The organism is Desulfuromonas sp. (assembly GCA_002869615.1).
Classification (GTDB): Bacteria; Desulfobacterota; Desulfuromonadia; order Desulfuromonadales; family UBA2294; genus BM707.
Genome location: PKUH01000106.1, coordinates 75,846 through 95,760, shown reverse-complemented (window position 1 = coordinate 95,760; position 19,915 = coordinate 75,846). Strand labels below are relative to the sequence as shown.

Sequence of the window (19,915 nt, the reverse complement as noted above, 5' to 3'; positions counted from 1 at the left end):
TTTTCCCTCTGGATTTAGTATATTCATGCGGATTACTTGAGGTCTGTCAGTGCATCGTGTCGTTTGCCACTTGCGGCAATGATAACGTCCTGGAACAAAATACGGCATTGCGCTTGATCTGTTTCGTGTAATCACCGTAGTGCCGGGGCGCGGAGGGCAGCTTTGATTTCAAATTCATTCAGGTTTTTTTATCTTTTTGGTGTTATCCAACTGGTCTTTTTTGCTGGTACGGCCATGGCCGAGGGGTGTGTTACGTCCTCGTGTCACGCTGTTATGGGCAAGGCCAGGTATGTGCACGATCCGGTCGCCGGCGGCGAGTGTGACAGCTGCCACGAAGCGACCGGCAAAAAACATCCGGAAAGCCGCGGCGCTTTCACTTTTCCCGAGAACGGGAGCCAACTTTGCCTGATGTGTCATGATAATATTGCGGCGGGGCAGGCGCATATCCACCCGGCCGTTGAAGATGATTGTGCCGGCTGCCACAGCCCGCATCAGAGTAATCAGGAAAAATTTCTTTATCAACCCGACGACAATCTTTGCTTCATGTGTCATGAGGAAAAATCTGAAGGGGAACATATCCATCCGGCTCTTGATGATGGCTGCACTTCGTGCCACGATCCGCATGCCGGCCCGGCCGAAAACATGCTTCCGGTTTCGGGGAATGCTCTTTGTCTTGAGTGTCATGATGATCCGACCTCCGGTTTGGCGCATATTCACACAGCCCTTGAGGATGGTTGTGTCTCATGTCACAATCCGCATTCCGGGCCGGCCGGAAACATGCTTCCGGCGGCGGGGAATGACCTTTGCCTTGAATGTCATGATGACCCGACCTCCGGGCTGTCCCATGTTCACTCGGCCCTGGAGGATGGTTGCACCTCCTGTCATAATCCGCATGCCGGTTCCGCGGCCCTGATGCTACCGGCTGAAGGAAGCCGACTCTGCTACGAATGTCACGAGAGTAAGGCGGATGGTAGGTATGTACACGGGCCGGTTGCGGCCGGTGAGTGCGGTATCTGCCACGATCCGCATGCTTCAAATGCTGAAAATCAGTTGCCCGAAGAAGAGACCGCTCTCTGCCTGATGTGTCATGAAAGCAAGGCAGAAATGACCACTCGCGAGAACGTACATCCGATAATTGAAGATGGTTGTGCGAATTGTCATAACCCGCATAGTGAAGAGAATGAGTTCATGTTGCCGGAGACGGGCGATAAGCTCTGCTTTATCTGTCATGGTGGAGTACTGAAGGCGACAGGTGAACCATTCAAGCATGATGCACTCGAGGATGGTTGCAGCTCATGTCATGATGCACATGGCACCGGTGAAACCAATATGTTCACCATGGGACCGACAGAGATATGTGCTTCCTGTCATGAAGATAAGATCCTCGAGTTTTCAGCTTACAAGTTTCAACATCAGCCGGTTTCCGATGCTGAATGTTGGGCTTGTCATGCTCCGCACGGATCGAGGCGGGTGAAACTACTTAACGGCAACTGGCCCCGGGGTTTTTATGCACCCTATTCGCCGACAATGTACAGCCTATGTTTACAGTGCCATGATCGAAATGCTTTCGAATATCAAAGGACATCCGAAGCGACCAACTTCCGTAATGGCGACCGGAACTTGCATTTCATTCATGTCAATAAGAATAAAGGGCGTACCTGTAATGTTTGCCATGGAGTGCACGGCGCCAAGCAAGACCACCTCGTATTAGACAATGTCCCGGGTTTCGGCAAATGGCAAATCCCGATTGAAATGACCAACACAGATACTGGGGGGGCTTGTCTGGCCGGTTGCCACAAACCGAAATATTATGATCGAGAGCGTCGAGTTCTGAACGATTAGTCTATTATTGTTAGGAATTTATGTTGTTTGTCAGGATGATATTTATAGCTATTCCGATGTTTTTGTTTTTTGGATGTGCACCCAGTCAGGAAGTCACTAAAAGGTACTTCTGGCCGCTTTTGTCCGATGATCCCAAGATTGAATACATAAGTTCTTATCAGTCCGACTATGACATTGAGAAGGAGACTGTAAGTGCAATTGAATTGGCTATTTTTGGCAGAGAGGCTCCTGTATCTGTTTTTTCCCATCCGTACGATGTCTTATCAAACGGTGGTGGGAAGTTTTATGTCTCTGAGCCTGTTGGCGGGTTTGTTCATGCTATCGATTTAGTCACGGGGCAATTGGAGAAATTAAGAGATAGAAAAGGAAACATAAAGTCTTTTGTGCAACCAATGGGCTTGGCTGGTGACAGCATTGGGCAATTGTATGTTGTTGATGCCAAAAAGAAAAAAATATGCATTTATAACTCTGAAGAAAAATTGCTTGACGAATGGTTTCTAGATGGGATCAATCGACCGGTTAATCTTGCGGTCGATGAATCCAGAAGCAGGATTTACGTCGTATCGCCTGATGACCATCAGGTGTTTGTTTACTCTGCAAAAACCAGGGAAAATGTTTATAAGATTGGGCGGCGAGGCACGGCTCAAGGAGAGTTTAATTTCCCGGTTGACCTTGATCTTGACATGAATGGAAATCTGTTTGTTTTGGATGCATTAAATGCACGAGTCCAGGTTTTTGATGCCGATGGCAAGTTTCTAAGATCATTTGGTGAAAGAGGTACTGCACTGGGTTCTTTCCAGATGCCGAAAGGGATAGCCGTTAGCCCCTCTGGACATGTTTATGTTACGGACTCCCTTGCACACCGGATTGTTGTTTTTAGTCACGACGGTATTTTTCTGACAACTATCGGCGGTAAATACCCTGCTGAAGAGGGGGGCATAGCCCCCGGGGGATTTTATCTGCCGGAAGGTGTTGATGTTGATAAACAAGAAACGATCTGGATCGTTGACACGTTAAACAGAATGATTCATCGCTTTCAATATTTGACTGAGGACTACCTGAAAGAGAATCCGGTGTTGCCGGGACAGGCAGTGATCCCGCAGATGTTTAAACCCCAACAATGAATGACTGAACGGTAACCAGGTATATAGACCTTTTGGAGTTGCTCTGATGTATAAAACTAGAATAATTATTTTTGGTTTCTTTTTCTTTTTGTTCATGCCTTTATTGGCTCATTCTCTGGTGATGATTTATCCGGAAGATAAAACATTTCTGAAGGGGCCCGGGTATATTATCTTGAAAGGAGGCTCTCAACCTTCGATCGAAGCAGTTGTTGTCGAAATCAATGGCCTTCGAAGCAGTCCGATTGATATTTCAAGCTCTGAGTACAAAGCGGTATTTAAGGACTTTCTCATTTTGCAACCCGAATACGCGCCGGGAAAAAATTCAATCAGGGTCGAGGGGTATGTGCAGGGTAAATTGGTCGATAACGTGGACGCAGAGATTTATGTATTGTCAGATGCTTATGAATTGCCACCAGATGGGTATAGACCTTTCGTAATGCATGTAACGCAAAAAGAGCAGTTGTGTACCCCATGCCACAATATGAACCCATCTCCTGATCAATTAGCACTCTCGACGGTTGATGGAAATCCCTGCGGTTCTTGTCACAAGAACCTTATAGCCAAGAAATATGTTCATGGTCCTGCCGGGGTATTTCAGTGTGTTTACTGTCATGATCAATCGAGTCGACCGGCAAAATACAAAGTTAAGAATGACAATGATAATGATCTTTGTAACGGGTGCCACTTAGGCAAGGTAAGGGAGTTTCGGGATAATGAGTTTGTACATGGTCCTGTTGCTGTCGGAATGTGTCTGATATGTCATGATTCACATGCCTCTGATCATCGATCTCAGCTTCATTTCGAAGTCAACGATTTGTGTATGAAATGTCATGAAAGACTGGAAGTCCTTAAGCACTTTACTCAAGGGACAGGAAAGGGGCACCCTGTTAGTGGTAAGCCAGATCCCAGTTCATTAAGTGGCAGAGAACTAAGCTGTGTGAGTTGTCACAAGCCGCATGGAGGAATGACCCAACAGTATTTTCCCGAAAAAGTATCGGGAATGATGATCTGCTCCAAGTGCCACACTAAATAAATATTAAGATTGCCTTGAATATAAAATGCAGTGAAATAACTTTGTTTGGTCAGTGCTATTTGGCCGATTTTTTGCCCGGAATGTTGCGTTGATTTGTCTTGCATACCAAGTCGGCAGGGTCTAGCTGGAGGCATAATAATTGCAGGTTAATCGTGAGTTTGTCAATCCGTAATGGGTTGGCAAGGGTTCAATCTGGAGTTTTTTGCAAGATATTGAATGGATTCGATGTTTGTAAATAGATTAAATATTTGTTTTGCCCTGTCATTAATCATTCTGATTTCGATGGTTATTGCGCCTTGTGCTTCTGCGAGGGTGTCCGGTTCACTGGATTGGAGTGCTGGCCATTATGATGCAAGGGAGGCTGGTGCTTCAGTCGAAGAGGCAGATTATTTTTCTCAGAAGTACTCCCTTTGGTTCCATTCAAAAGGAAGAATTCTCAATGGTCGGGGCGGTGAGTACCAAATTGCTCTTGGCGGCGAATGGACAGACTTTAATACAGATATTACAGTTGCCGGTATTCAATCTGAGCTTGAAGTAGATACCTCGAAGGTCCTTTATGAGGGCGATTTCGTATTCGCTCCAGGGGGGTTGCCTTTCCGTATGCATCTTTACTCTCGCGACATGAACAAAGCGCGGTTTGAATATGATAACAACTTCTTTTCAGATGGAAGCTTCAATGAATTAATAATCACTGAAAAGAATGGCCGAATTTTGACGCCCGATATTGTTACGGATACCGATGATGGAACGCAAATCGTAACTGGTGTCTCACTTGTTCTTGGTATCCGGAATGGTAGTTATCTCGGGCGCTACAGGGACATACTGTCACATTTCCCTAAACTTTTTCTCGATTACAAAGAAACCTATGTAAAAGATCTGGAAACTTTTAATCCTAGTCATTATAAGGACAGGGAAATGGCTTTTGTTTCTCTGAACAAAAAGCACAATTGGTTACACTACAGATTCTTTGATCACACTGATGAGCTGAATCCCGCCGAAAATGAAGAGCGTTCGATGATTGTCCTCGGCAATATAAACCAGTTCATGGTCAGGGAATGGGTTAATCTGACGAATTGGATTAAGATATCGAGTGACGGAAGCTATGTGAAGCAGGTTACTCCGAACCTGCCCTCTGAACGCGAAAAATCTTATTCTTTGAATTTTTTCCTGAAAACATCTCAGTCAAATTGGAAATCAAACCTGTACTCTTCATTAACTCGAGTCGAAGAAACCGACTCATTGAAGAGGGAAGCTGTCATACCCTTTTTCGCACATGGAGATATCAATCGGAACAGTTCGTTTAGGACGACTCTGATTGGTTCGATGGAGAAAGAGAACAGGCCGTTTGCCCTGATCAGTCAGGAAAGGGCTGAAAATAATTTTTATTCATCTACGAGATTCGATCTTAACAAGACCGGTAAATACAAGCTATCTCCTGTACTTGAGGTGGAGACTGTTAATGGCAACTGGTATGGCAATGGATCGGCGTTTAAGGCGGGTGTGGCTGTAACAACTAATAGAAAGATAGTTAAAGATTTTCATTTTTTAACTGAACTCGACTTTTCATATATTTCTGAAGAAGATAATGCAACCCTTCTGAGGGACTTGAGCTATTGGCAGATCACATGTGATAACAGGTTTACAAAAGATCTGAATAGTCGATTGCGCTATGGCGTTGAAGCAGACTTTTCATACGGGAGTGGCGAGACAACAGATGGTGTTGTAAATTATATTAAGGCAAGATCAATAAGTGGCATTACTGGGAATTCAAGCGGTTCTGGCAGTGGGCTTTATATCTCCGATAGTTTGTTCCGTTCTGATATTACTGTTTTTGTTGATCACGTTTCAGTTAATCGAATGAAAAACCGGATTGCGGTCACATCAAAATATCTCGAATTTGACAATGAGAATTTTGAGCAATATAGCCTCGAACACCGTCTCGATTATTCGGAAAAGGCAATGTCCGTTTCGATCCTAAATGTTTTGGGCATGGGCGACAATCTAAGTACCAGTATGCTTGGTTTTTCAGGTGATTCTACGAAGAAAATGGGTAGTTATTTCGATGGCTACGCATTGAACAGCAGTGCTCTGGTCGGTTACTCTCTCTCGCGAAACTGGGGGGCTAGTTTAAAGTTTATATTTGATATGGTCAATTCAGATAGAGCAAATGAGGGAGGAATTCACTATGAACTTGAACAGGAGCAGTTGTATCAGAAATTTGTAGTCAATGGCCGGGTCAGAAAGCTTTATTCTGTTGAACAAATCCTGAAATATGAAGTTTTTGAACCAGAATTGGGTGAAACCTCTGAAAAATGGATGTTGGCAATCATTGGCAATTATTATCCAAAAATCTGGTCTCGATTGGGAGCAAAGACGCGGTTGCAGCAAGATGTTGAGACTGGCACACTTGAAGCAGGTTATGGTCTTTACTCTGACTTTATTTTCAGTAAATTGACAGCTGGAATAGAGTATGAGTACGGCATGCGAACCGAAGATGATCTGGGTCTGGTCATGGATCGCGATGAACAGCGCTGGCAGGTTAACATCAAAAAAACATTTTGATTAACAGCCAATCATTTTATTTTTCAGGCGCCTTTCGGCGCCTTTTTTGGTTTTATAAATATGGACAATGAAAATATTGAAACAATCTTTTCCGGTCAATTAAAGGTCAAGAAGTCTGCCGAGGGTTATCGCCATGCGATCGACCCTTTTCTGCTCTGTAGCTTTGCACAAATCAAGCAGGATGAATCGGCCGTTGATCTCGGCTGTGCAGCCGGGATTATTCCCCTGATTCTTGCCACAACAACAGATGTTAATCAAGTATGCGGTGTCGAAATTCAGCCGGACCTGTCCGATCAAGCCAGGGAGAATATTGCCCTGAATGGTTTGCAGGAGAAAATCAATATTATGAATGTGGACCTCAGAGATATTAAACAAGAGGAATTGATTTCGGATCAATCCTTTGATGTTGTCGTGAGCAATCCACCTTATCGTAAAATCGGGAGTGGGAAAATTGCCCCGGATGATCAGCGGGCGACATGCCGGCATGAGGTGCAAGGAACGATCAATGATTTCCTGAAGGCAACAGCCTATCTCCTTAAAAGTGGTGGACGTGCATACTATATTCATCTGCCGGAGCGGTTGCCCGAACTGTTGCGGAAAATGGAAGTATTGCACCTTGAACCAAAACGGGTTCGTTTTGTCCATTCAAAAGTTGGTGAGCAGTCGGTGATGGTGCTGATTGAATGTCGCAAAAATGGCAGGCCGGGACTTGTTGTTGGCCCGCCGCTCTATATTTATTCCGGAGAAGATTATTCAGATGAAGTCAAAGCTATTTTCCGAATGACCTGAGGCTCTAGTCCTGCGAATCGTTGTTTTCATGGCGTGAGGCGACAGCCAGGAGCTCACGCAGCCGGTGCTGCAGCTCGCGATCATCGATTTCCGCTGTGATCCGATTTATATTTTCTTTCTGCTCGCCGGAAAGTTCGGGAAGCGGCCGCTGTTTCGGTTGTACCGGTTCCTGCTCGATGCTGATGTCGCCCCGCTTCCAGTAAATATCGCTCAGGGTTTTATCGCCGAGCCGGTCATTGAGTTCTTTGAGGATTCGCGGTTTCAGGAGCTGTAACTGCTGCATCCAGGTGGCATGGGCAACCCGTACCTCGAGAACTGAATCACGGATACGCAGTGGTTGCGCGTGCCTGGCTATTTGCGGGCCGACAACATCATCCCAGATCGACCAGGTTTTGTATTTCTTAAGTTTACTGTCGAGCCCTTTATCGGCCAGGATCTGTTCAAGAAGGCTGTTGATTTGTAAAACCTGCTTCGATTTGGATGGTTTACCCATTGTGCTTATGTCTCCGGTAGCGACTGCCGGTCATCTGGCCGATGACGGCAGCGGCAATCGAGAATGGGATCACTTCCCAGCCGAAATCGAGGGCGAAGCGCAGGGCAATGATAAACGGGATCGACAGGTGGATGTAGACAAACCAGCTGATCGAAAAACGTCTGGCGGTTTGACGCAGATAACCGAGCGGGATATTTGCAAGCAGGGCGAAGGAGAGCAGAATAAAAAGCCCCAGGGGTGAATTGGTGAACACGTATGACCTTTCAGGTTCGGTTTATGTTCCGACTGTGAATTATGACCGGAGAAGTATGTTACTTCTTTGTCTTGCAGGTGTCAACGGACCCTAGTATTGTGAGGTAATATTTTTCAGGAGAATAACAGCTTATGGTTCGTTTGCATGATATTGTTGCCATCTTTCACTCAATCCACAAGGTCATGAAGGCTGAAAAGGAGTTGAAGCGGAAGCGTTTTACGATTCTGCTGATTCCGGTGCCGCGACAGCTGACCTCGGATTGCGGCCTGGCGATCCGTTACGCGGAGTCGGATCGTCAGGAAATAGAGGCTTTTTTGAATGAGCAAGGCCTCCCTCCGGAGGAGCTCTACCTGAAAACGGAAGAAGGTTTTGATTTACTGGAAACCGGGGAATGAAAGGCTGCATATAGCGGATTTTGCTTGACAATCGGACCGCGGCTTCACTATATTTCTATCCTTGCGGTTTTCGGGATATTAGTGAGGCAGGATGTTCGATAATCTGACGGAAAAGTTTGACTCTGTATTCCGTAAACTGCGCGGCCACGGCCGTCTGACAGAAGAAAATATTCAGGACGCGCTTCGGGAAGTTCGACTGGCATTGCTGGAAGCAGATGTAAACTTCCGGGTTGTCAAGGATTTCATCGAGGCTGTTCGCGTTCGGGCGGTTGGCCAGGATGTTCTGAAAAGTCTGACCCCGGCTCAACAGGTCGTGAAAATCGTTCGCGACGAGCTTGGCCGGTTGATGGGTGAGGCCGAGAACGCTGAGCTCAATCTGAAAGCTGCACCTCCGGTTGCCCTGATGCTCTGTGGCTTGCAGGGAGCCGGCAAGACGACGACCTGTGGCAAGCTGGCGCTCAAGTTGCGCCGGGACAAGCGGAACCCGTTACTGGTTCCGGCTGATGTCTATCGTCCCGCAGCGATTGATCAGCTCAAGGCACTTGGCCGACAGATCGATGTTGCCGTATATGATACGCAGCCCGGTCAGGATCCGGTCGATATCTGTCGCGATGCTCAGGTTTTCGCCGGACAGAACGGCTACGATACGCTTATCCTCGATACGGCCGGACGGTTGCATATCGATGAAGAGTTGATGCAGGAACTTCAGCGGATTGAATCTGTACTTGATCCGCAGGAGGTCCTTTTTGTCGCTGATGCGATGACCGGTCAGGACGCGGTGACCGTCGCCAAAAGCTTTGATCAGCAGCTGCCTTTAAGCGGCATTATTCTGACCAAGCTTGATGGTGATGCGCGAGGGGGTGCAGCCCTTTCGATCAAGGCGGTTACCGGCAAGCCGATCAAGTTGATCGGTCTCGGTGAAAAACTTGACGCACTTGAGCCGTTTCATCCGGACAGGATGGCCCAGCGGATCCTCGGGATGGGCGACATGCTCACCCTGATTGAAAAGGCTGAGGCGGCGATTGAGCAGGAAGATGCCGAGAAGATGGAGCAGGCGCTCCGTCGCGATGGATTTAACCTTGAGCAGTTTCGCGACCAGCTCAAGATGGTTAAGAAGATGGGGTCCATGGAGTCGATGCTGAAGATGATTCCGGGGGCCGGTAAAGCTCTTAAAAAAGCTGGCAATATGCAGCTGCCGGACAAGGAGCTCGGAAAAATCGAGGCGATCATCAATTCGATGACGCGCCAGGAGAGACGGAATCACAAAATTCTCAACGGTTCGCGGCGCAAGCGGATTGCCTCGGGAAGTGGAACTTCGGTGCAGGATGTGAATCAGTTGGTCAAACGCTTCACTGAAGCCCAGAAAATGATGAAAAAAATGCAGAAGCTCGGTCCGAAAGGCATGAAGAACATGCTCGGTCGGGGCGGCTTGCCGATGTAAACAATACATGCTTAGCCGGAATGGCCGGCTTGGAAGCAGGAGGAAAGAAATGGCAGTAAAAATCAGACTGGCCCGCGGTGGCGCCAAGAAGAAGCCCTTTTACCAGGTAGTCGTCGCCGACGAACGGTTTCCCCGTGATGGTCGTTTTATTGAGAATCTGGGCCAGTACGATCCCAAACAGGATCCTCCCATGGTAAATCTGAAGGAAGATCGTACCCTTGAATGGTTGCAGAAAGGCGCCCAGCCGACCGATACCGTCCGTAAAATGTTGCGCGACAAGGGTCTCTGGAGCAAGTTCAAGCAGCCCAAGGAAGCGTAACTAACCCCTTCGGTTTGCCCGGAGATCCTCCCTGACGCGAAGGACGGACTCCATGAAAGAACTCATCGAATTCATCGCCAAGTCTCTGGTGGAAAATCCCGATGCAGTACAGGTCTCCCAGGAGGAAGACGGGGAAGGGGCTATCCTTGTCAAGCTGGCTGCGGCGTCCGAAGATATGGGCCGCATTATCGGCAAACAGGGCCGCACAGCCAAGGCGATGCGAACCTTGCTGAATGCCAAGGCTACCCGGGAAAACAAGAGGGCCAGCCTCCAGATCATGGAGTAATGAGCGTTTCAGACAACGATTTATTTCATTTCGGGACGATCATTGGCACCCACGGCATCAGGGGTGACCTGAAGGTCCGGCCACTGACTCGGGGTTCGACGGAACTGTGTAATGCTGATGAGGTCTTCATCAGACCTGAAATCGGTGCGGTCACGGCCTTTACTCCGGTCAGGGCGGTGGTTCATAAGGGCAACATTCTTTTGCGGCTCAAGGGTCAGGAAAATATCAACCTGGTCACCCGTTTTATTGGCCATGATGTTCTGATGGGGCGTTCGACAAATACCGGTCAGGAAAACATTCACAGCTCCTGGCAGGATATCCGCGGCCTTGAGGTGATTGATCGGAACTGCGGAGCCTTGGGCCAAATAGAAGATAAGTTTACAACGGCTGCTCATGACATCTATGTTGTTCAGGGGCCGTTTGGCGAAGTGCTTATACCGGTTGTTGATCAATTCATTGAAGAGGTTGATATAGCCGGAAACCGGATGATGGTTGATCTGCCGGAAGGTCTGGTTCCTGAATCCGATGAAAATTGACATCCTGACTTTATTCCCCGGCCTCTTTGATTCGCCATTTTCCGAAAGTATTATCGGCAAGGCGCAGCAAAGAGGGCTGCTGAAAGTGCAGACACATTTTCTGCGTGACTGGGCCGAGGGGAAACATAAAATAACCGATGATACCCCGTACGGGGGTGGTGATGGCATGGTGATGAAGCCGGAACCGATCGGTCGAGCGCTCGATGATTTACGCGTCTCATCATCCGGGTCACCGGTTTTACTGATGACGCCGCAGGGGAAGCAGTTCCGGCAGGAAGACGCCGAACGTCTTGCCGGGCACGATGGCTTGATCTTCGTCTGTGGTCGATATGAAGGATTTGATGAGCGGGTTCGGTATCTGGTCGATGAGGAATTTTCGATTGGCGATTATGTCCTGACCGGTGGTGAGCCGGCGGCGATGGTCATGATCGATGCTATCGGTCGTTTGCTGCCAGGAGTTCTCGGTTGCGATACCAGTGCTGCCGGTGATTCATTCTCGGACGGATTGCTTGAGTATCCGCAGTACACTCGGCCGGAAGATTTCAGGGGGTGGCCGGTTCCCGATGTTTTACGCTCCGGCAATCACGCAGCGATTGCCCGCTGGCGTCGTCAGGAGCAGTTGCGGCGGACTTATCAGCGGCGGCCCGAGCTTCTTGAAGCGACTGATCTTGATGCCGAAGACAGGCGGATGCTTGAATTTATTCGTCAGGAAGCGGGAGAGGAAGAATGAGTCTGCAGCCGCTCGCTGCAGCTCTGGTGCACTCGCCGGTTATTGATCGGCGTGGGGACCAGGTTACGACCGCCGTCACGAATCTCGATTTGCATGACATCGCGCGGAGCGCCAGAACGTATGGCCTCAAACGGTTTTATGTCATTACGCCGGTGGCTGAGCAGCAGCGACTGGTCGATAAATTGCTGGCACACTGGACCGAAGGGTTTGGTGCCGGATACAATCCGAAGCGGCAACAGGCGATGGAGTTGATCCGGGTTTTTCCGACGATCGAGGAAGCGCTGGTCGACTGGCAAACCGTTACCGGCGGCGAGCCGTTTCCGGTGCTGACAGGCGCAGCGCGTGACGACGGCGGATCCTTTGCTGGCTGCCGGGAGAAGTTGAAGGAAAAACCGGGGCTGATCCTTTTCGGTACCGGGTGGGGGCTGGCTCCCGAGCTTTTTGACCGGGGATGGTTTGTGCTTGAACCGGTGCAGGGAGTTGATCGATACAATCACTTGTCAGTTAGGGCCGCCGCCGCTATTATCCTGGACAGATTAGCGGGGCGCCCGGGCAATAACTGATCAGAATATAGATATAAATCACAGAATCCGAAACTTTGAAAGCATAATAGACAGTCGCAAGGAGGACATTATGAATATCGTCGACCAGATCGGCATGGAACAGATGAAAAAGGGCCTTCCCCAGTTCAAGGCGGGAGATACCCTGCGTGTCCATGTCAGGATTATTGAAGGTGACAAGGAACGTGTGCAGGTTTATCAGGGTGTTTGTATCAAACGGGTGAACCGGGGCGTCGGCTCAACCTTTACCGTCCGGAAAATATCCAACGGGTTTGGTGTCGAGCGGATTTTTCCGCTGCATTCGCCAAGCATCGAAAAGATCGAGGTGATGTCGATTGGTCAGGTACGCCGGGCCAAGCTCTACTATCTGCGTAATCTGCAAGGTAAAGCTGCACGTATCCGCGAGAAGCGGCACAACTGATCCGCAAAAAAGGCCCCGTTCAGACGGGGCCTTTTTTTTGCCAGAGAGGGAGCTGTTTATCCGGGTACCGTTCCGATTTCTGAACATCGGCGTCCTCTTTGCCGTTCCATCAACGCGCTCCCGGTTTTTCTTGTGGAACGGCATGGCTTTTATCGCTTTTCGTGCTATCCTTCGTGAAATTCCGAATGGTATGGATAGTTATGACCGAACCCCTTTTTCCCCTGGAAGATTTCAATCCACTTGTATTTGAGCAACGTGCCTGGGCAAGTGGTTATCGATTTGTTGCCGGCATCGACGAAGCCGGCCGTGGTCCTCTTGCTGGCCCGGTAGTCGCCGCGGCGGTTATCCTCCCTGAAACATTTGATCTTACAGGTTTGACCGATTCCAAAAAGCTGAGCGAAAAAGCGCGTGAAAAACTCTATCCTTTGATTCGCCAACAGGCGGTTGCTGTTGGCATTGCTCTGGCGACGCCTTGTGAAATTGATCAGCACAATATTCTGCAGGCAACTCTGCTCAGTATGCAAAAAGCTGTTGCAAGGCTTCCTATAGCTGCAGACTGCCTGTTGATTGATGGCATATCACCGATTCCGTCAGCCCTTCCACAAAAAACAATCAAAAAAGGTGATTCTCTCTCTCTTTCAATCGCAGCCGCATCGGTTGTCGCCAAGGTCGTTCGTGATCGAATCATGATCGCTTATGATCGTCATTACCCGGGTTTTGGATTCTCGAAACATAAGGGTTATGGCAGCAAAGAGCATCGCCAGGCAATTGAGCAGCTCGGGCCGACGCCAATTCACCGTAAGAGTTTCCGGTGTGTCCGCGAGTTTGTCGAGGGGAAATGACCGAAAAACGGCTGAAACTTGGGGCCTGGGGAGAGGAACAGGCGGCTTGTTGGCTGCGCCGCCAGGGTGCCAGGATACTTGAAAGGAATTTGCGCACTCCGGTCGGTGAGATCGATATTGTGGCGCGGCTGAAAAAACAGATCCTCTTTGTCGAAGTAAAAACCCGCACCAGCCTCGAGTTCGGTACACCGGCTGAAGCGGTCGGGCCAAGGAAGCAACAGCAGATTATCCGCACTGCGCAGTGGTTTTTGCAACAGGAGAAACCGAATAATCTGCAGCCACGCTTTGATGTCATCTCGGTTCTGTGTGAGAACGATAAGATCCGGATTGAGCATTTTCCGAACGCTTTCGAGTTGTAGCGAGCTCTTTCGTTTCTTTTCTTTTGTCAGTGATTACGGTAAAATATCGTGATTTCCTGAAACCATTGATCAGAAACCGGAAGGCGCCATGACTCAATTCACCAAAAATCTTCTCGAGCTTGATTTTGTGCGCGTTGCTGTGGTTTCACCGGAAGTCCGGGTCGCCGACGTCGACTTCAATCTCTCGACGATTGAAGCCGAGATCCACCGATTGGCCGGGCAGGGGTGCCAGCTTGCCATTTTCCCCGAACTCTGCCTCACTGGTTACACCTGTGGCGATCTGTTTTTTCAGGAACACCTTCTCGCTAAAGCCCGCGCCGCTGTCAAGAAAATTGCCAGACTGAGTGCCGGATCTGGCATGGCGCTGGTCGTCGGCTCTCCCGTGTCGTCGGATGGGCGGCTGTTTAACTGCGCTATCTTTGTCGCCGCCGGCGAGATCCTTGGCATTGTTCCGAAGACCTACCTGCCGAACAGTCGTGAATTTTATGAAGAACGCTGGTTCTCCTCTGCCTTCGACGTTATCTCCGAGCAGGTGACCTGGGACGGTGTTGCGATACCGTTCGGTGCCGATCTGTTATTTCAGGCTGAAAACCTGCCGGGATGTATTGTCGGTCTCGAAATTTGCGAGGATGCCTGGGTTGCCAATCCGCCAAGCGGGCAACAGGCATTGCAGGGAGCGACGATACTGGCAAATCTTTCGGCAAGTCCCGAGATCCTCGGCAAGGAGGATTATCGGCGTGAACTGGTCAGGGCCCAATCGGGACGATGTCTGGCCGCCTACGTTTATGCGTCGGCCGGGCCGGGTGAGTCAAGTACCGACCTGGTCTTCTCCGGGCATTCCCTGCTCGCTGAAAATGGCATGATTCTCGCCGAAAACGAGCGGTTTTCGTTTGCCACGGATTCGGTCATGGCTGATATCGATATTGGCCGCTTGCTTAATGAGCGGCGCCAAAATAACGGGTTTGCCGATGGTTTGATTGAATCACATCGACGCATGATTTCTTTTGCCCTCCGGGATGCTGCGGCAGATGAGCTCAGGCGGCCGTTGACGCAGACACCTTTTGTCCCCCGACGCGAAGAAGAGAGGTGTCGGCGCTGTCGGGAGATTTTCGATCTGCAGACAACAGCGCTTGCCAAGCGCTTGCGACATACCGGCTCGGTCAATGCCGTTATCGGGGTTTCCGGAGGGCTCGATTCAACCCTCGCCCTGCTGGTAACGGCCCACGCTTTCGACAAAATTGAACTGAACCGCGATGGAATTATGGCAGTGACCATGCCCGGTTTCGGAACGACCAAAAGAACCCGGAACAATGCGACCGAACTGGCCGGAATTCTTGGATGTTCGCTGAAGGAAATCCCGATCAATGCTGCCGTCACGACCCATTTTCAAGACATCGGACACGACCCGGACAGGCATGATATTGTTTTTGAAAATGCCCAGGCGCGTGAACGGACACAGATCCTGATGGATCTGGCGAATCAGAACGGTGGCCTGGTGGTCGGCACCGGCGATCTCTCCGAACTGGCTCTCGGCTGGTGTACTTACAACGCCGATCACATGTCGATGTACGGGGTCAACGCCGGCGTCCCCAAAACCCTGGTTCGCTATCTGGTTGAATGGTGCGCCGACAAGGTCTTCAGCGGCAAGGCTTCGGATATCCTCAGGGATATCTGTGCAACGCCGGTCTCTCCCGAGCTGCTGCCGCCCGATGCCAACGGTGAGATCGAACAGAAGACGGAGGAGACTATCGGTCCGTACCTGCTGCATGATTTTTTTCTGTATCAGGTTGTCCGGATGCAGTTCGCCCCCGGCAAGGTATTTTTCCTCGCCAGCCGGGCGTTTGCCGGGACCTATGACCCGGAGACGATCATGAAATGGCTGGAAAACTTCTACCGCCGTTTTTTCAGCCAGCAGTTCAAACGCTCCTGTCTGCCGGATGGCCCGAAAATCGGCAGTGTGGCTTTGTCGCCGCGGGGCGATTGGCGCATGCCGAGCGACGCCAGCCCTGATCTCTGGTTGCAGGAGCTGGCCATGATCAAGGATGAAATAGGTTTGCAAGAGTCATAAATGGCTGATTCGGACCAGGAGAAAACGCTCGACCCGGGAACCCTTTACGTTGTTGCGACCCCGATTGGCAACCTCGAGGATCTGACTTTTCGGGCGTTGCGGGTATTGCAACAGGCTGACCTGATTGCTGCCGAAGATACCCGCCATAGTCGTAAGTTGTGTAATTATTACGCGATCAACACGCAATTGACGTCATATTATGCCCACAATGAAGCGGGCAAGGGTGCGAAAATAGTTGATGAGCTCAAAAAAGGGAAACGGGTTGCGCTGATTTCGGATGCCGGAACACCGGCGATTTCGGACCCGGGGTATCTACTGGTCAGGCGTTGCCGTGAAGAGGGCTTGCCGGTGGTGTCGGTTCCCGGACCTTCGGCGCTGGTCGCCGCAGTCTCGATCTCTGGCCTGCCGTCGGACAAGTTTTTCTTTACTGGCTTTGTTCCGACCAAATCCGCGCAGCGGCGTGCTTTTATTGAGAATATATGCGACCTTGAACAGACGGTTGTCTGTTACGAAAGCCCGCGCCGGCTGGTTAAAACCCTGGAGCTGATGATCGAAACGCTGGGATCCGGTCGGGAAGTCGCGGTGGTCCGCGAATTGACCAAACTGCACGAAGAGGTTGCCTCCGGGAATTTGGCGGATGTCTGCCGGTATTTCAGTGAAAAAGGGGTTCGTGGTGAAATCGTGCTTCTGATTGCGCCGTCGGCACAAAAAGTGCAAACTGAAACGGTACGTGAAGCTTTGATCCGGGTACAAGGGGAGACCGGCATGCCGATGCGCCAGGTTGTAAAGCAGGTCGCTCGTGATTTTGGTTTGTCGGGAAGCGATGTTTATCGTGAAAGCCTGACGATTCGCCGAATGGAGGGGGTTGATGAAAACGGGTAAAAAAATTCTTCTGATTGACGACCACGATTCGGTTCTGAAACTGCTTGACGCCATTCTCAAGGTCCGCAACTATGAAGTCTGTTATGCTTCAAGCGGCCCGGAGGGTCTGGAGAAAGCCCGAAACGAGAAGCCGGACCTTGTCCTGCTTGATGTTATGATGCCGGGGATGGACGGTTTCAAGGTTTGTCAGGCGCTTAAGCAGAGTGAGGTGACCAGCCATATCCCGGTTGTGTTCCTGACGGCGCGGGGTGAAGATACCGATCGCGAGATGGGACAACGGGTTGGTGGTCAAGGTTTTATCAAGAAACCGTTCCGGAGTGTCGACCTGATGGAAACGATCAGCAACCTGCTCGCTTAGTGTCATGTCATGCGCCAAATGTCGAGTTCAGAGCCGCCCAAACGCATCAAGACAAGGCGCAGGCCGCAGCGAATGGCGTCACCCTTGGCAAGGGCTGCAACGCCGTATTGGTGTGTTGGGGCGACTCCCGCAGGGCGAGGTGAGAAACGCCCATCTGCGGTGTTGCGTTCACTTGAATTAACCTTGTTAGTCCTGCGCTCACGCGCCTTGCAGCTGAGCATTTCTCATCTCGCTGAATCGACAGTTGCCGCGTGACAGGACACTAGTAACGAATTTCAAACGTAGTAAAAGCTCCGCTCGCTTCCTGCCAGCGGGTTTCAATGTTTTCTACCGATGCCGCCGGCGGTCCTTGTCGGCATTTTTCGATAACGCCTTGTATCGCGCTTTCGCTCCCTTCGAACAGCGCTTCTACTGATCCGTTCGGCAGATTTCGGACCCATCCGGTCAGCCCGGCCTTCTGCGCCTGCTCCCTGGTGAAAGCCCTGAACCAGACTCCCTGGACACCGCCGCTGAAAACAACATTGGCCTGTCTAGTCATTGGTCTCATCTCCGCCATAGGTTTTCAGAAACTCTTCCTCAGTATAAACCGGGATGCCGAACTGGCGGGCCTTTTCCAGCTTGCTTCCGGCTCCCGGGCCGGCGACAACGAAATCGGTTTTTTTGCTGACCGAACCGGCAGCACGTCCACCCAGGGTTTCAACCAGATGTTCGGCATCCTTGCGGGTAAGGGATTCAAGGCTGCCGGTTATAACGACAACTTTTCCGTTGAGTGGCCCATCGCTCCGGATATGGGCTTCGGCTACCGGGCGGACTCCGGCAGCGAGAAGTTTTTCGATCAGGGCGAGGTTTTCGGACAGGCTGAAATAATCGGTTATCGATGCTGCGACCTTGTCGCCAATTTCATGGATGTTTTTCAAGGATTCGACATCGGCTGCCCTGAGCTCGTCCAGAGATTCGAAGTGGTGCGCCAGTATTTTTGCCGTATGTTCGCCAACGTGGCGGATGCCGAGGGCAAAAATGAGTTTTGACAGTGGCCGGTTCCGGCTCTGATCGACGGCTGCCTGCAGTTTTCCGGCGAGGGTCTTGCCCATCCGCTCCATGGCGAATAAATCCTCCTGCTCGAGCGTGTAGAGATCGGCGACGTCCCTCACTTTGCCAAGTGCAATGAGCTGTTGCAGCTGCTTCTCGCCGAGCCCCTCGATATCCATGGCATTCTTCCCGACAAAATGCCGGATGCGTTCCATGGTCTGGGCCGGACATTGCGGGTTGGTACAGCGCGGAACAACTTCATCCGCCGCCTTGACAACCGGCGTATGGCAGACCGGACAATCGTTCGGTAGCGGGATGTCAATTTCGTCACCGGTCCGACGTTCGGTCAGCACCTTGACTACGTCGGGAATGACGTCGCCGGCCCGTTCGATGATAACGTGATCACCGATCCGGAGGTCGAGTCGTGCGATCTCGTCCCAGTTATGCAGGCTGGCCCGCGATACCGTGACGCCGCTGACGTTGATTGGCTTGAGGTGCGCCACCGGGGTGATGGCGCCGGTACGTCCGACCTGCAGGCCGATATTTTCGACCACGGTTGTTGCCTGGCGCGGCGGGAACTTGAAGGCGATTGCCCAGCGCGGCGCCCGGCTGAGGCTGCCGAGTTCCTGTTGCAGGGGCAATGAGTTAACCTTGATCACCACCCCGTCAATTTCAAACGGCAGGTCATCCCGATTTTTCAGGCAGTCCCGGTAAAAATCAAGGACACCGTCGACGCCGGTAACCTGCCTGGTTCCTTCACGGTTGATGCGGAATCCGATATTCTCGAGGCTGCGGAGCAGGGCTGACTGGGTTGCAACATCCCGTTGTTCATAACGGCCGGTGCCGTAGCAGAACATATTCAGCGGTCTGCGGGCCGTAATCACGGCGTCAAGCTGCCGCAGGCTACCGGCGGCGGCATTGCGTGGATTGGCAAATATCGATTCGCCATCTTCCTCGCGTTGCCGGTTAAGTGCACGGAAATCGGCGAGATCAATGTAGATCTCACCGCGGATGTCGAGCGTATTGTTTTGGTCGTTATCGATCCGGGTCGGAATGCTCTTGATGGTCCGGATGTTTTCGGTGACATCTTCGCCGGTCTGTCCGTCGCCGCGGGTTGAGCCGACGCTGAGCAGACCGTTTTCATAGGTCAGTTCGATGGCGACGCCATCAAGCTTCATCTCGCAGAGATATTCGACATCATCATCGGTTGCCAAAAGTTTACGGATGCCGCGATCAAACTCCCGAAATTCGTCTTCGTTCTTGACATTGCGCAAGGAGAGCATCGGGACCGCGTGTTTAACCGGTCTGAATTTTTTCTGGGGGGCGGCGCCGACCCTCCGGGTCGGTGAATCATCCGTCTGAAGTTCAGGATACTTTTGTTCGAGATCGACCAGTTCCCGGAAAAGCTCATCGTATTCCGCATCCGGAATTTCCGGTTGGTCAAGCTCGTGATATAGACGGTTGTGGTAATTGAGAAGCTTGCAAAGCTCCTGGTAGCGGGATTTTCGAGTCTCTTCCATGGCGGTCCGATTCTGATCAGGTTTGAGCAGAACCTTTATACCATGCAGGTCATGCGCTATCAATCCTGATTAA

Annotated in this window: 22 protein-coding genes; 18 read left to right on the top strand and 4 right to left on the bottom strand. The window is 50.8% G+C overall.

Translation table 11 applies throughout. From position 1 onward, the window contains the following. The first annotated feature begins 162 nt into the window (after positions 1 to 162). The 5 genes from C0623_11860 (at position 163) to C0623_11840 (ending at position 7,350) form a co-directional block, all read left to right on the top strand. Positions 163 to 1,842, top strand: a complete 1,680-nt coding sequence (locus C0623_11860; GenBank protein PLX98694.1) for a hypothetical protein — start codon at positions 163 to 165, stop codon at positions 1,840 to 1,842. 20 nt (positions 1,843 to 1,862) lie between these two features. Next, positions 1,863 to 2,966 (top strand): hypothetical protein, encoded by a 1,104-nt coding sequence (locus C0623_11855; protein ID PLX98693.1) that lies wholly within the window; start codon positions 1,863 to 1,865, stop codon positions 2,964 to 2,966. Between the two features lie 46 nt (positions 2,967 to 3,012). Beyond that, on the top strand, positions 3,013 to 3,999 hold the full coding sequence (locus C0623_11850) for a cytochrome C (GenBank protein PLX98692.1): 987 nt from the start codon (positions 3,013 to 3,015) through the stop codon (positions 3,997 to 3,999). Between the two features lie 216 nt (positions 4,000 to 4,215). Continuing rightward, positions 4,216 to 6,561 (top strand): hypothetical protein, encoded by a 2,346-nt coding sequence (locus tag C0623_11845; protein PLX98691.1) that lies wholly within the window; start codon positions 4,216 to 4,218, stop codon positions 6,559 to 6,561. Between the two features lie 60 nt (positions 6,562 to 6,621). Then, positions 6,622 to 7,350 carry an SAM-dependent methyltransferase gene (locus C0623_11840; protein PLX98690.1) on the top strand — a complete coding sequence of 243 codons (729 nt, stop codon included), beginning with the start codon at positions 6,622 to 6,624 and terminating at the stop codon, positions 7,348 to 7,350. Positions 7,351 to 7,354: 4 nt separating this feature from the next. On the opposite strand, the gene C0623_11835 is transcribed toward C0623_11840, so the two are convergent. Together C0623_11835 and C0623_11830 are read right to left on the bottom strand one after the other, a co-directional pair. Then, complete coding sequence (locus C0623_11835) at positions 7,355 to 7,843, bottom strand: hypothetical protein (GenBank protein PLX98689.1); 489 nt, start codon at positions 7,841 to 7,843, stop codon at positions 7,355 to 7,357. Then, complete coding sequence (locus C0623_11830) at positions 7,836 to 8,078, bottom strand: hypothetical protein (GenBank protein ID PLX98726.1); 243 nt, start codon at positions 8,076 to 8,078, stop codon at positions 7,836 to 7,838. The genes C0623_11835 and C0623_11830 overlap by 8 nt, the downstream gene beginning before the upstream one ends. 149 nt (positions 8,079 to 8,227) lie before the next feature. Here C0623_11830 and C0623_11825 point away from each other — a divergent pair, with 149 nt between their 5' ends. The 13 genes from C0623_11825 to C0623_11765 all read left to right on the top strand — a co-directional run bounded on the left by C0623_11825 (position 8,228) and on the right by C0623_11765 (position 17,293). Next, positions 8,228 to 8,491, top strand: a complete 264-nt coding sequence (locus tag C0623_11825; GenBank protein PLX98688.1) for a hypothetical protein — start codon at positions 8,228 to 8,230, stop codon at positions 8,489 to 8,491. A 91-nt stretch (positions 8,492 to 8,582) separates the two neighbouring features. Then, positions 8,583 to 9,932: a signal recognition particle protein gene (locus C0623_11820; protein ID PLX98687.1), complete on the top strand. Its 1,350-nt coding sequence runs from the start codon at positions 8,583 to 8,585 to the stop codon at positions 9,930 to 9,932. Between the two features lie 49 nt (positions 9,933 to 9,981). Further along, the gene (locus C0623_11815; protein PLX98686.1) at positions 9,982 to 10,251 is read left to right on the top strand and encodes a 30S ribosomal protein S16; all 270 of its coding nucleotides are present in this window, start codon (positions 9,982 to 9,984) and stop codon (positions 10,249 to 10,251) included. 52 nt (positions 10,252 to 10,303) lie between these two features. Next, complete coding sequence (locus C0623_11810) at positions 10,304 to 10,537, top strand: RNA-binding protein (GenBank protein ID PLX98685.1); 234 nt, start codon at positions 10,304 to 10,306, stop codon at positions 10,535 to 10,537. Further along, entirely contained in the window at positions 10,537 to 11,073 is a 537-nt protein-coding gene (gene rimM, locus C0623_11805) for a 16S rRNA processing protein RimM (GenBank protein ID PLX98684.1), read from the top strand. Before C0623_11810 ends, rimM begins: the two co-directional genes overlap by 1 nt. Continuing rightward, complete coding sequence (locus C0623_11800) at positions 11,063 to 11,803, top strand: tRNA (guanosine(37)-N1)-methyltransferase TrmD (GenBank protein PLX98683.1); 741 nt, start codon at positions 11,063 to 11,065, stop codon at positions 11,801 to 11,803. Before rimM ends, C0623_11800 begins: the two co-directional genes overlap by 11 nt. Next, the gene (locus tag C0623_11795; protein ID PLX98682.1) at positions 11,800 to 12,366 is read left to right on the top strand and encodes a hypothetical protein; all 567 of its coding nucleotides are present in this window, start codon (positions 11,800 to 11,802) and stop codon (positions 12,364 to 12,366) included. The genes C0623_11800 and C0623_11795 overlap by 4 nt, the downstream gene beginning before the upstream one ends. Positions 12,367 to 12,436: 70 nt before the next feature. Further along, positions 12,437 to 12,784 (top strand): 50S ribosomal protein L19, encoded by a 348-nt coding sequence (locus C0623_11790; protein ID PLX98681.1) that lies wholly within the window; start codon positions 12,437 to 12,439, stop codon positions 12,782 to 12,784. Positions 12,785 to 12,984: 200 nt separating this feature from the next. Continuing rightward, a complete protein-coding gene (locus C0623_11785) occupies positions 12,985 to 13,626 on the top strand; it encodes a ribonuclease HII (protein ID PLX98680.1) in 642 nt (213 codons plus the stop codon). Then, positions 13,623 to 13,985, top strand: a complete 363-nt coding sequence (locus C0623_11780; protein ID PLX98679.1) for a YraN family protein — start codon at positions 13,623 to 13,625, stop codon at positions 13,983 to 13,985. Before C0623_11785 ends, C0623_11780 begins: the two co-directional genes overlap by 4 nt. An 88-nt stretch (positions 13,986 to 14,073) precedes the next feature. Further along, positions 14,074 to 16,053 carry an NAD(+) synthase gene (locus C0623_11775; protein PLX98678.1) on the top strand — a complete coding sequence of 660 codons (1,980 nt, stop codon included), beginning with the start codon at positions 14,074 to 14,076 and terminating at the stop codon, positions 16,051 to 16,053. Next, positions 16,054 to 16,935: a 16S rRNA (cytidine(1402)-2'-O)-methyltransferase gene (gene rsmI / locus C0623_11770; protein PLX98677.1), complete on the top strand. Its 882-nt coding sequence runs from the start codon at positions 16,054 to 16,056 to the stop codon at positions 16,933 to 16,935. Continuing rightward, positions 16,922 to 17,293, top strand: a complete 372-nt coding sequence (locus C0623_11765) for a two-component system response regulator (protein PLX98676.1) — start codon at positions 16,922 to 16,924, stop codon at positions 17,291 to 17,293. The genes rsmI and C0623_11765 overlap by 14 nt, the downstream gene beginning before the upstream one ends. A 262-nt stretch (positions 17,294 to 17,555) precedes the next feature. Here the strand turns inward: C0623_11765 and C0623_11760 are convergent, their stop codons facing one another. After that, positions 17,556 to 17,849, bottom strand: coding sequence for an acylphosphatase (locus C0623_11760; GenBank protein PLX98675.1), 294 nt, complete (start codon positions 17,847 to 17,849; stop codon positions 17,556 to 17,558). Continuing rightward, positions 17,824 to 19,842: a DNA ligase (NAD(+)) LigA gene (locus C0623_11755; GenBank protein PLX98725.1), complete on the bottom strand. Its 2,019-nt coding sequence runs from the start codon at positions 19,840 to 19,842 to the stop codon at positions 17,824 to 17,826. The genes C0623_11760 and C0623_11755 overlap by 26 nt, the downstream gene beginning before the upstream one ends. Positions 19,843 to 19,915 lie beyond the last annotated feature (73 nt).

Coding starts and splice junctions, on each gene's coding strand:
- C0623_11820 (PLX98687.1), top strand. CDS start 8,583: ATGTTCGATAATCTGACGGAAAAGTTTGACTCTGTATTCCGTAAACTG.
- C0623_11795 (PLX98682.1), top strand. CDS start 11,800: ATGAGTCTGCAGCCGCTCGCTGCAGCTCTGGTGCACTCGCCGGTTATT.
- C0623_11775 (PLX98678.1), top strand. CDS start 14,074: ATGACTCAATTCACCAAAAATCTTCTCGAGCTTGATTTTGTGCGCGTT.
- C0623_11815 (PLX98686.1), top strand. CDS start 9,982: ATGGCAGTAAAAATCAGACTGGCCCGCGGTGGCGCCAAGAAGAAGCCC.
- C0623_11825 (PLX98688.1), top strand. CDS start 8,228: ATGGTTCGTTTGCATGATATTGTTGCCATCTTTCACTCAATCCACAAG.
- C0623_11760 (PLX98675.1), bottom strand. CDS start 17,849: ATGGCGGAGATGAGACCAATGACTAGACAGGCCAATGTTGTTTTCAGC.
- C0623_11810 (PLX98685.1), top strand. CDS start 10,304: ATGAAAGAACTCATCGAATTCATCGCCAAGTCTCTGGTGGAAAATCCC.
- C0623_11780 (PLX98679.1), top strand. CDS start 13,623: ATGACCGAAAAACGGCTGAAACTTGGGGCCTGGGGAGAGGAACAGGCG.
- C0623_11845 (PLX98691.1), top strand. CDS start 4,216: ATGGATTCGATGTTTGTAAATAGATTAAATATTTGTTTTGCCCTGTCA.
- rsmI (PLX98677.1), top strand. CDS start 16,054: ATGGCTGATTCGGACCAGGAGAAAACGCTCGACCCGGGAACCCTTTAC.
- C0623_11790 (PLX98681.1), top strand. CDS start 12,437: ATGAATATCGTCGACCAGATCGGCATGGAACAGATGAAAAAGGGCCTT.
- C0623_11800 (PLX98683.1), top strand. CDS start 11,063: ATGAAAATTGACATCCTGACTTTATTCCCCGGCCTCTTTGATTCGCCA.
- C0623_11855 (PLX98693.1), top strand. CDS start 1,863: ATGTTGTTTGTCAGGATGATATTTATAGCTATTCCGATGTTTTTGTTT.
- C0623_11835 (PLX98689.1), bottom strand. CDS start 7,843: ATGGGTAAACCATCCAAATCGAAGCAGGTTTTACAAATCAACAGCCTT.
- C0623_11755 (PLX98725.1), bottom strand. CDS start 19,842: ATGGAAGAGACTCGAAAATCCCGCTACCAGGAGCTTTGCAAGCTTCTC.
- C0623_11850 (PLX98692.1), top strand. CDS start 3,013: ATGTATAAAACTAGAATAATTATTTTTGGTTTCTTTTTCTTTTTGTTC.
- rimM (PLX98684.1), top strand. CDS start 10,537: ATGAGCGTTTCAGACAACGATTTATTTCATTTCGGGACGATCATTGGC.
- C0623_11785 (PLX98680.1), top strand. CDS start 12,985: ATGACCGAACCCCTTTTTCCCCTGGAAGATTTCAATCCACTTGTATTT.
- C0623_11765 (PLX98676.1), top strand. CDS start 16,922: ATGAAAACGGGTAAAAAAATTCTTCTGATTGACGACCACGATTCGGTT.
- C0623_11840 (PLX98690.1), top strand. CDS start 6,622: ATGGACAATGAAAATATTGAAACAATCTTTTCCGGTCAATTAAAGGTC.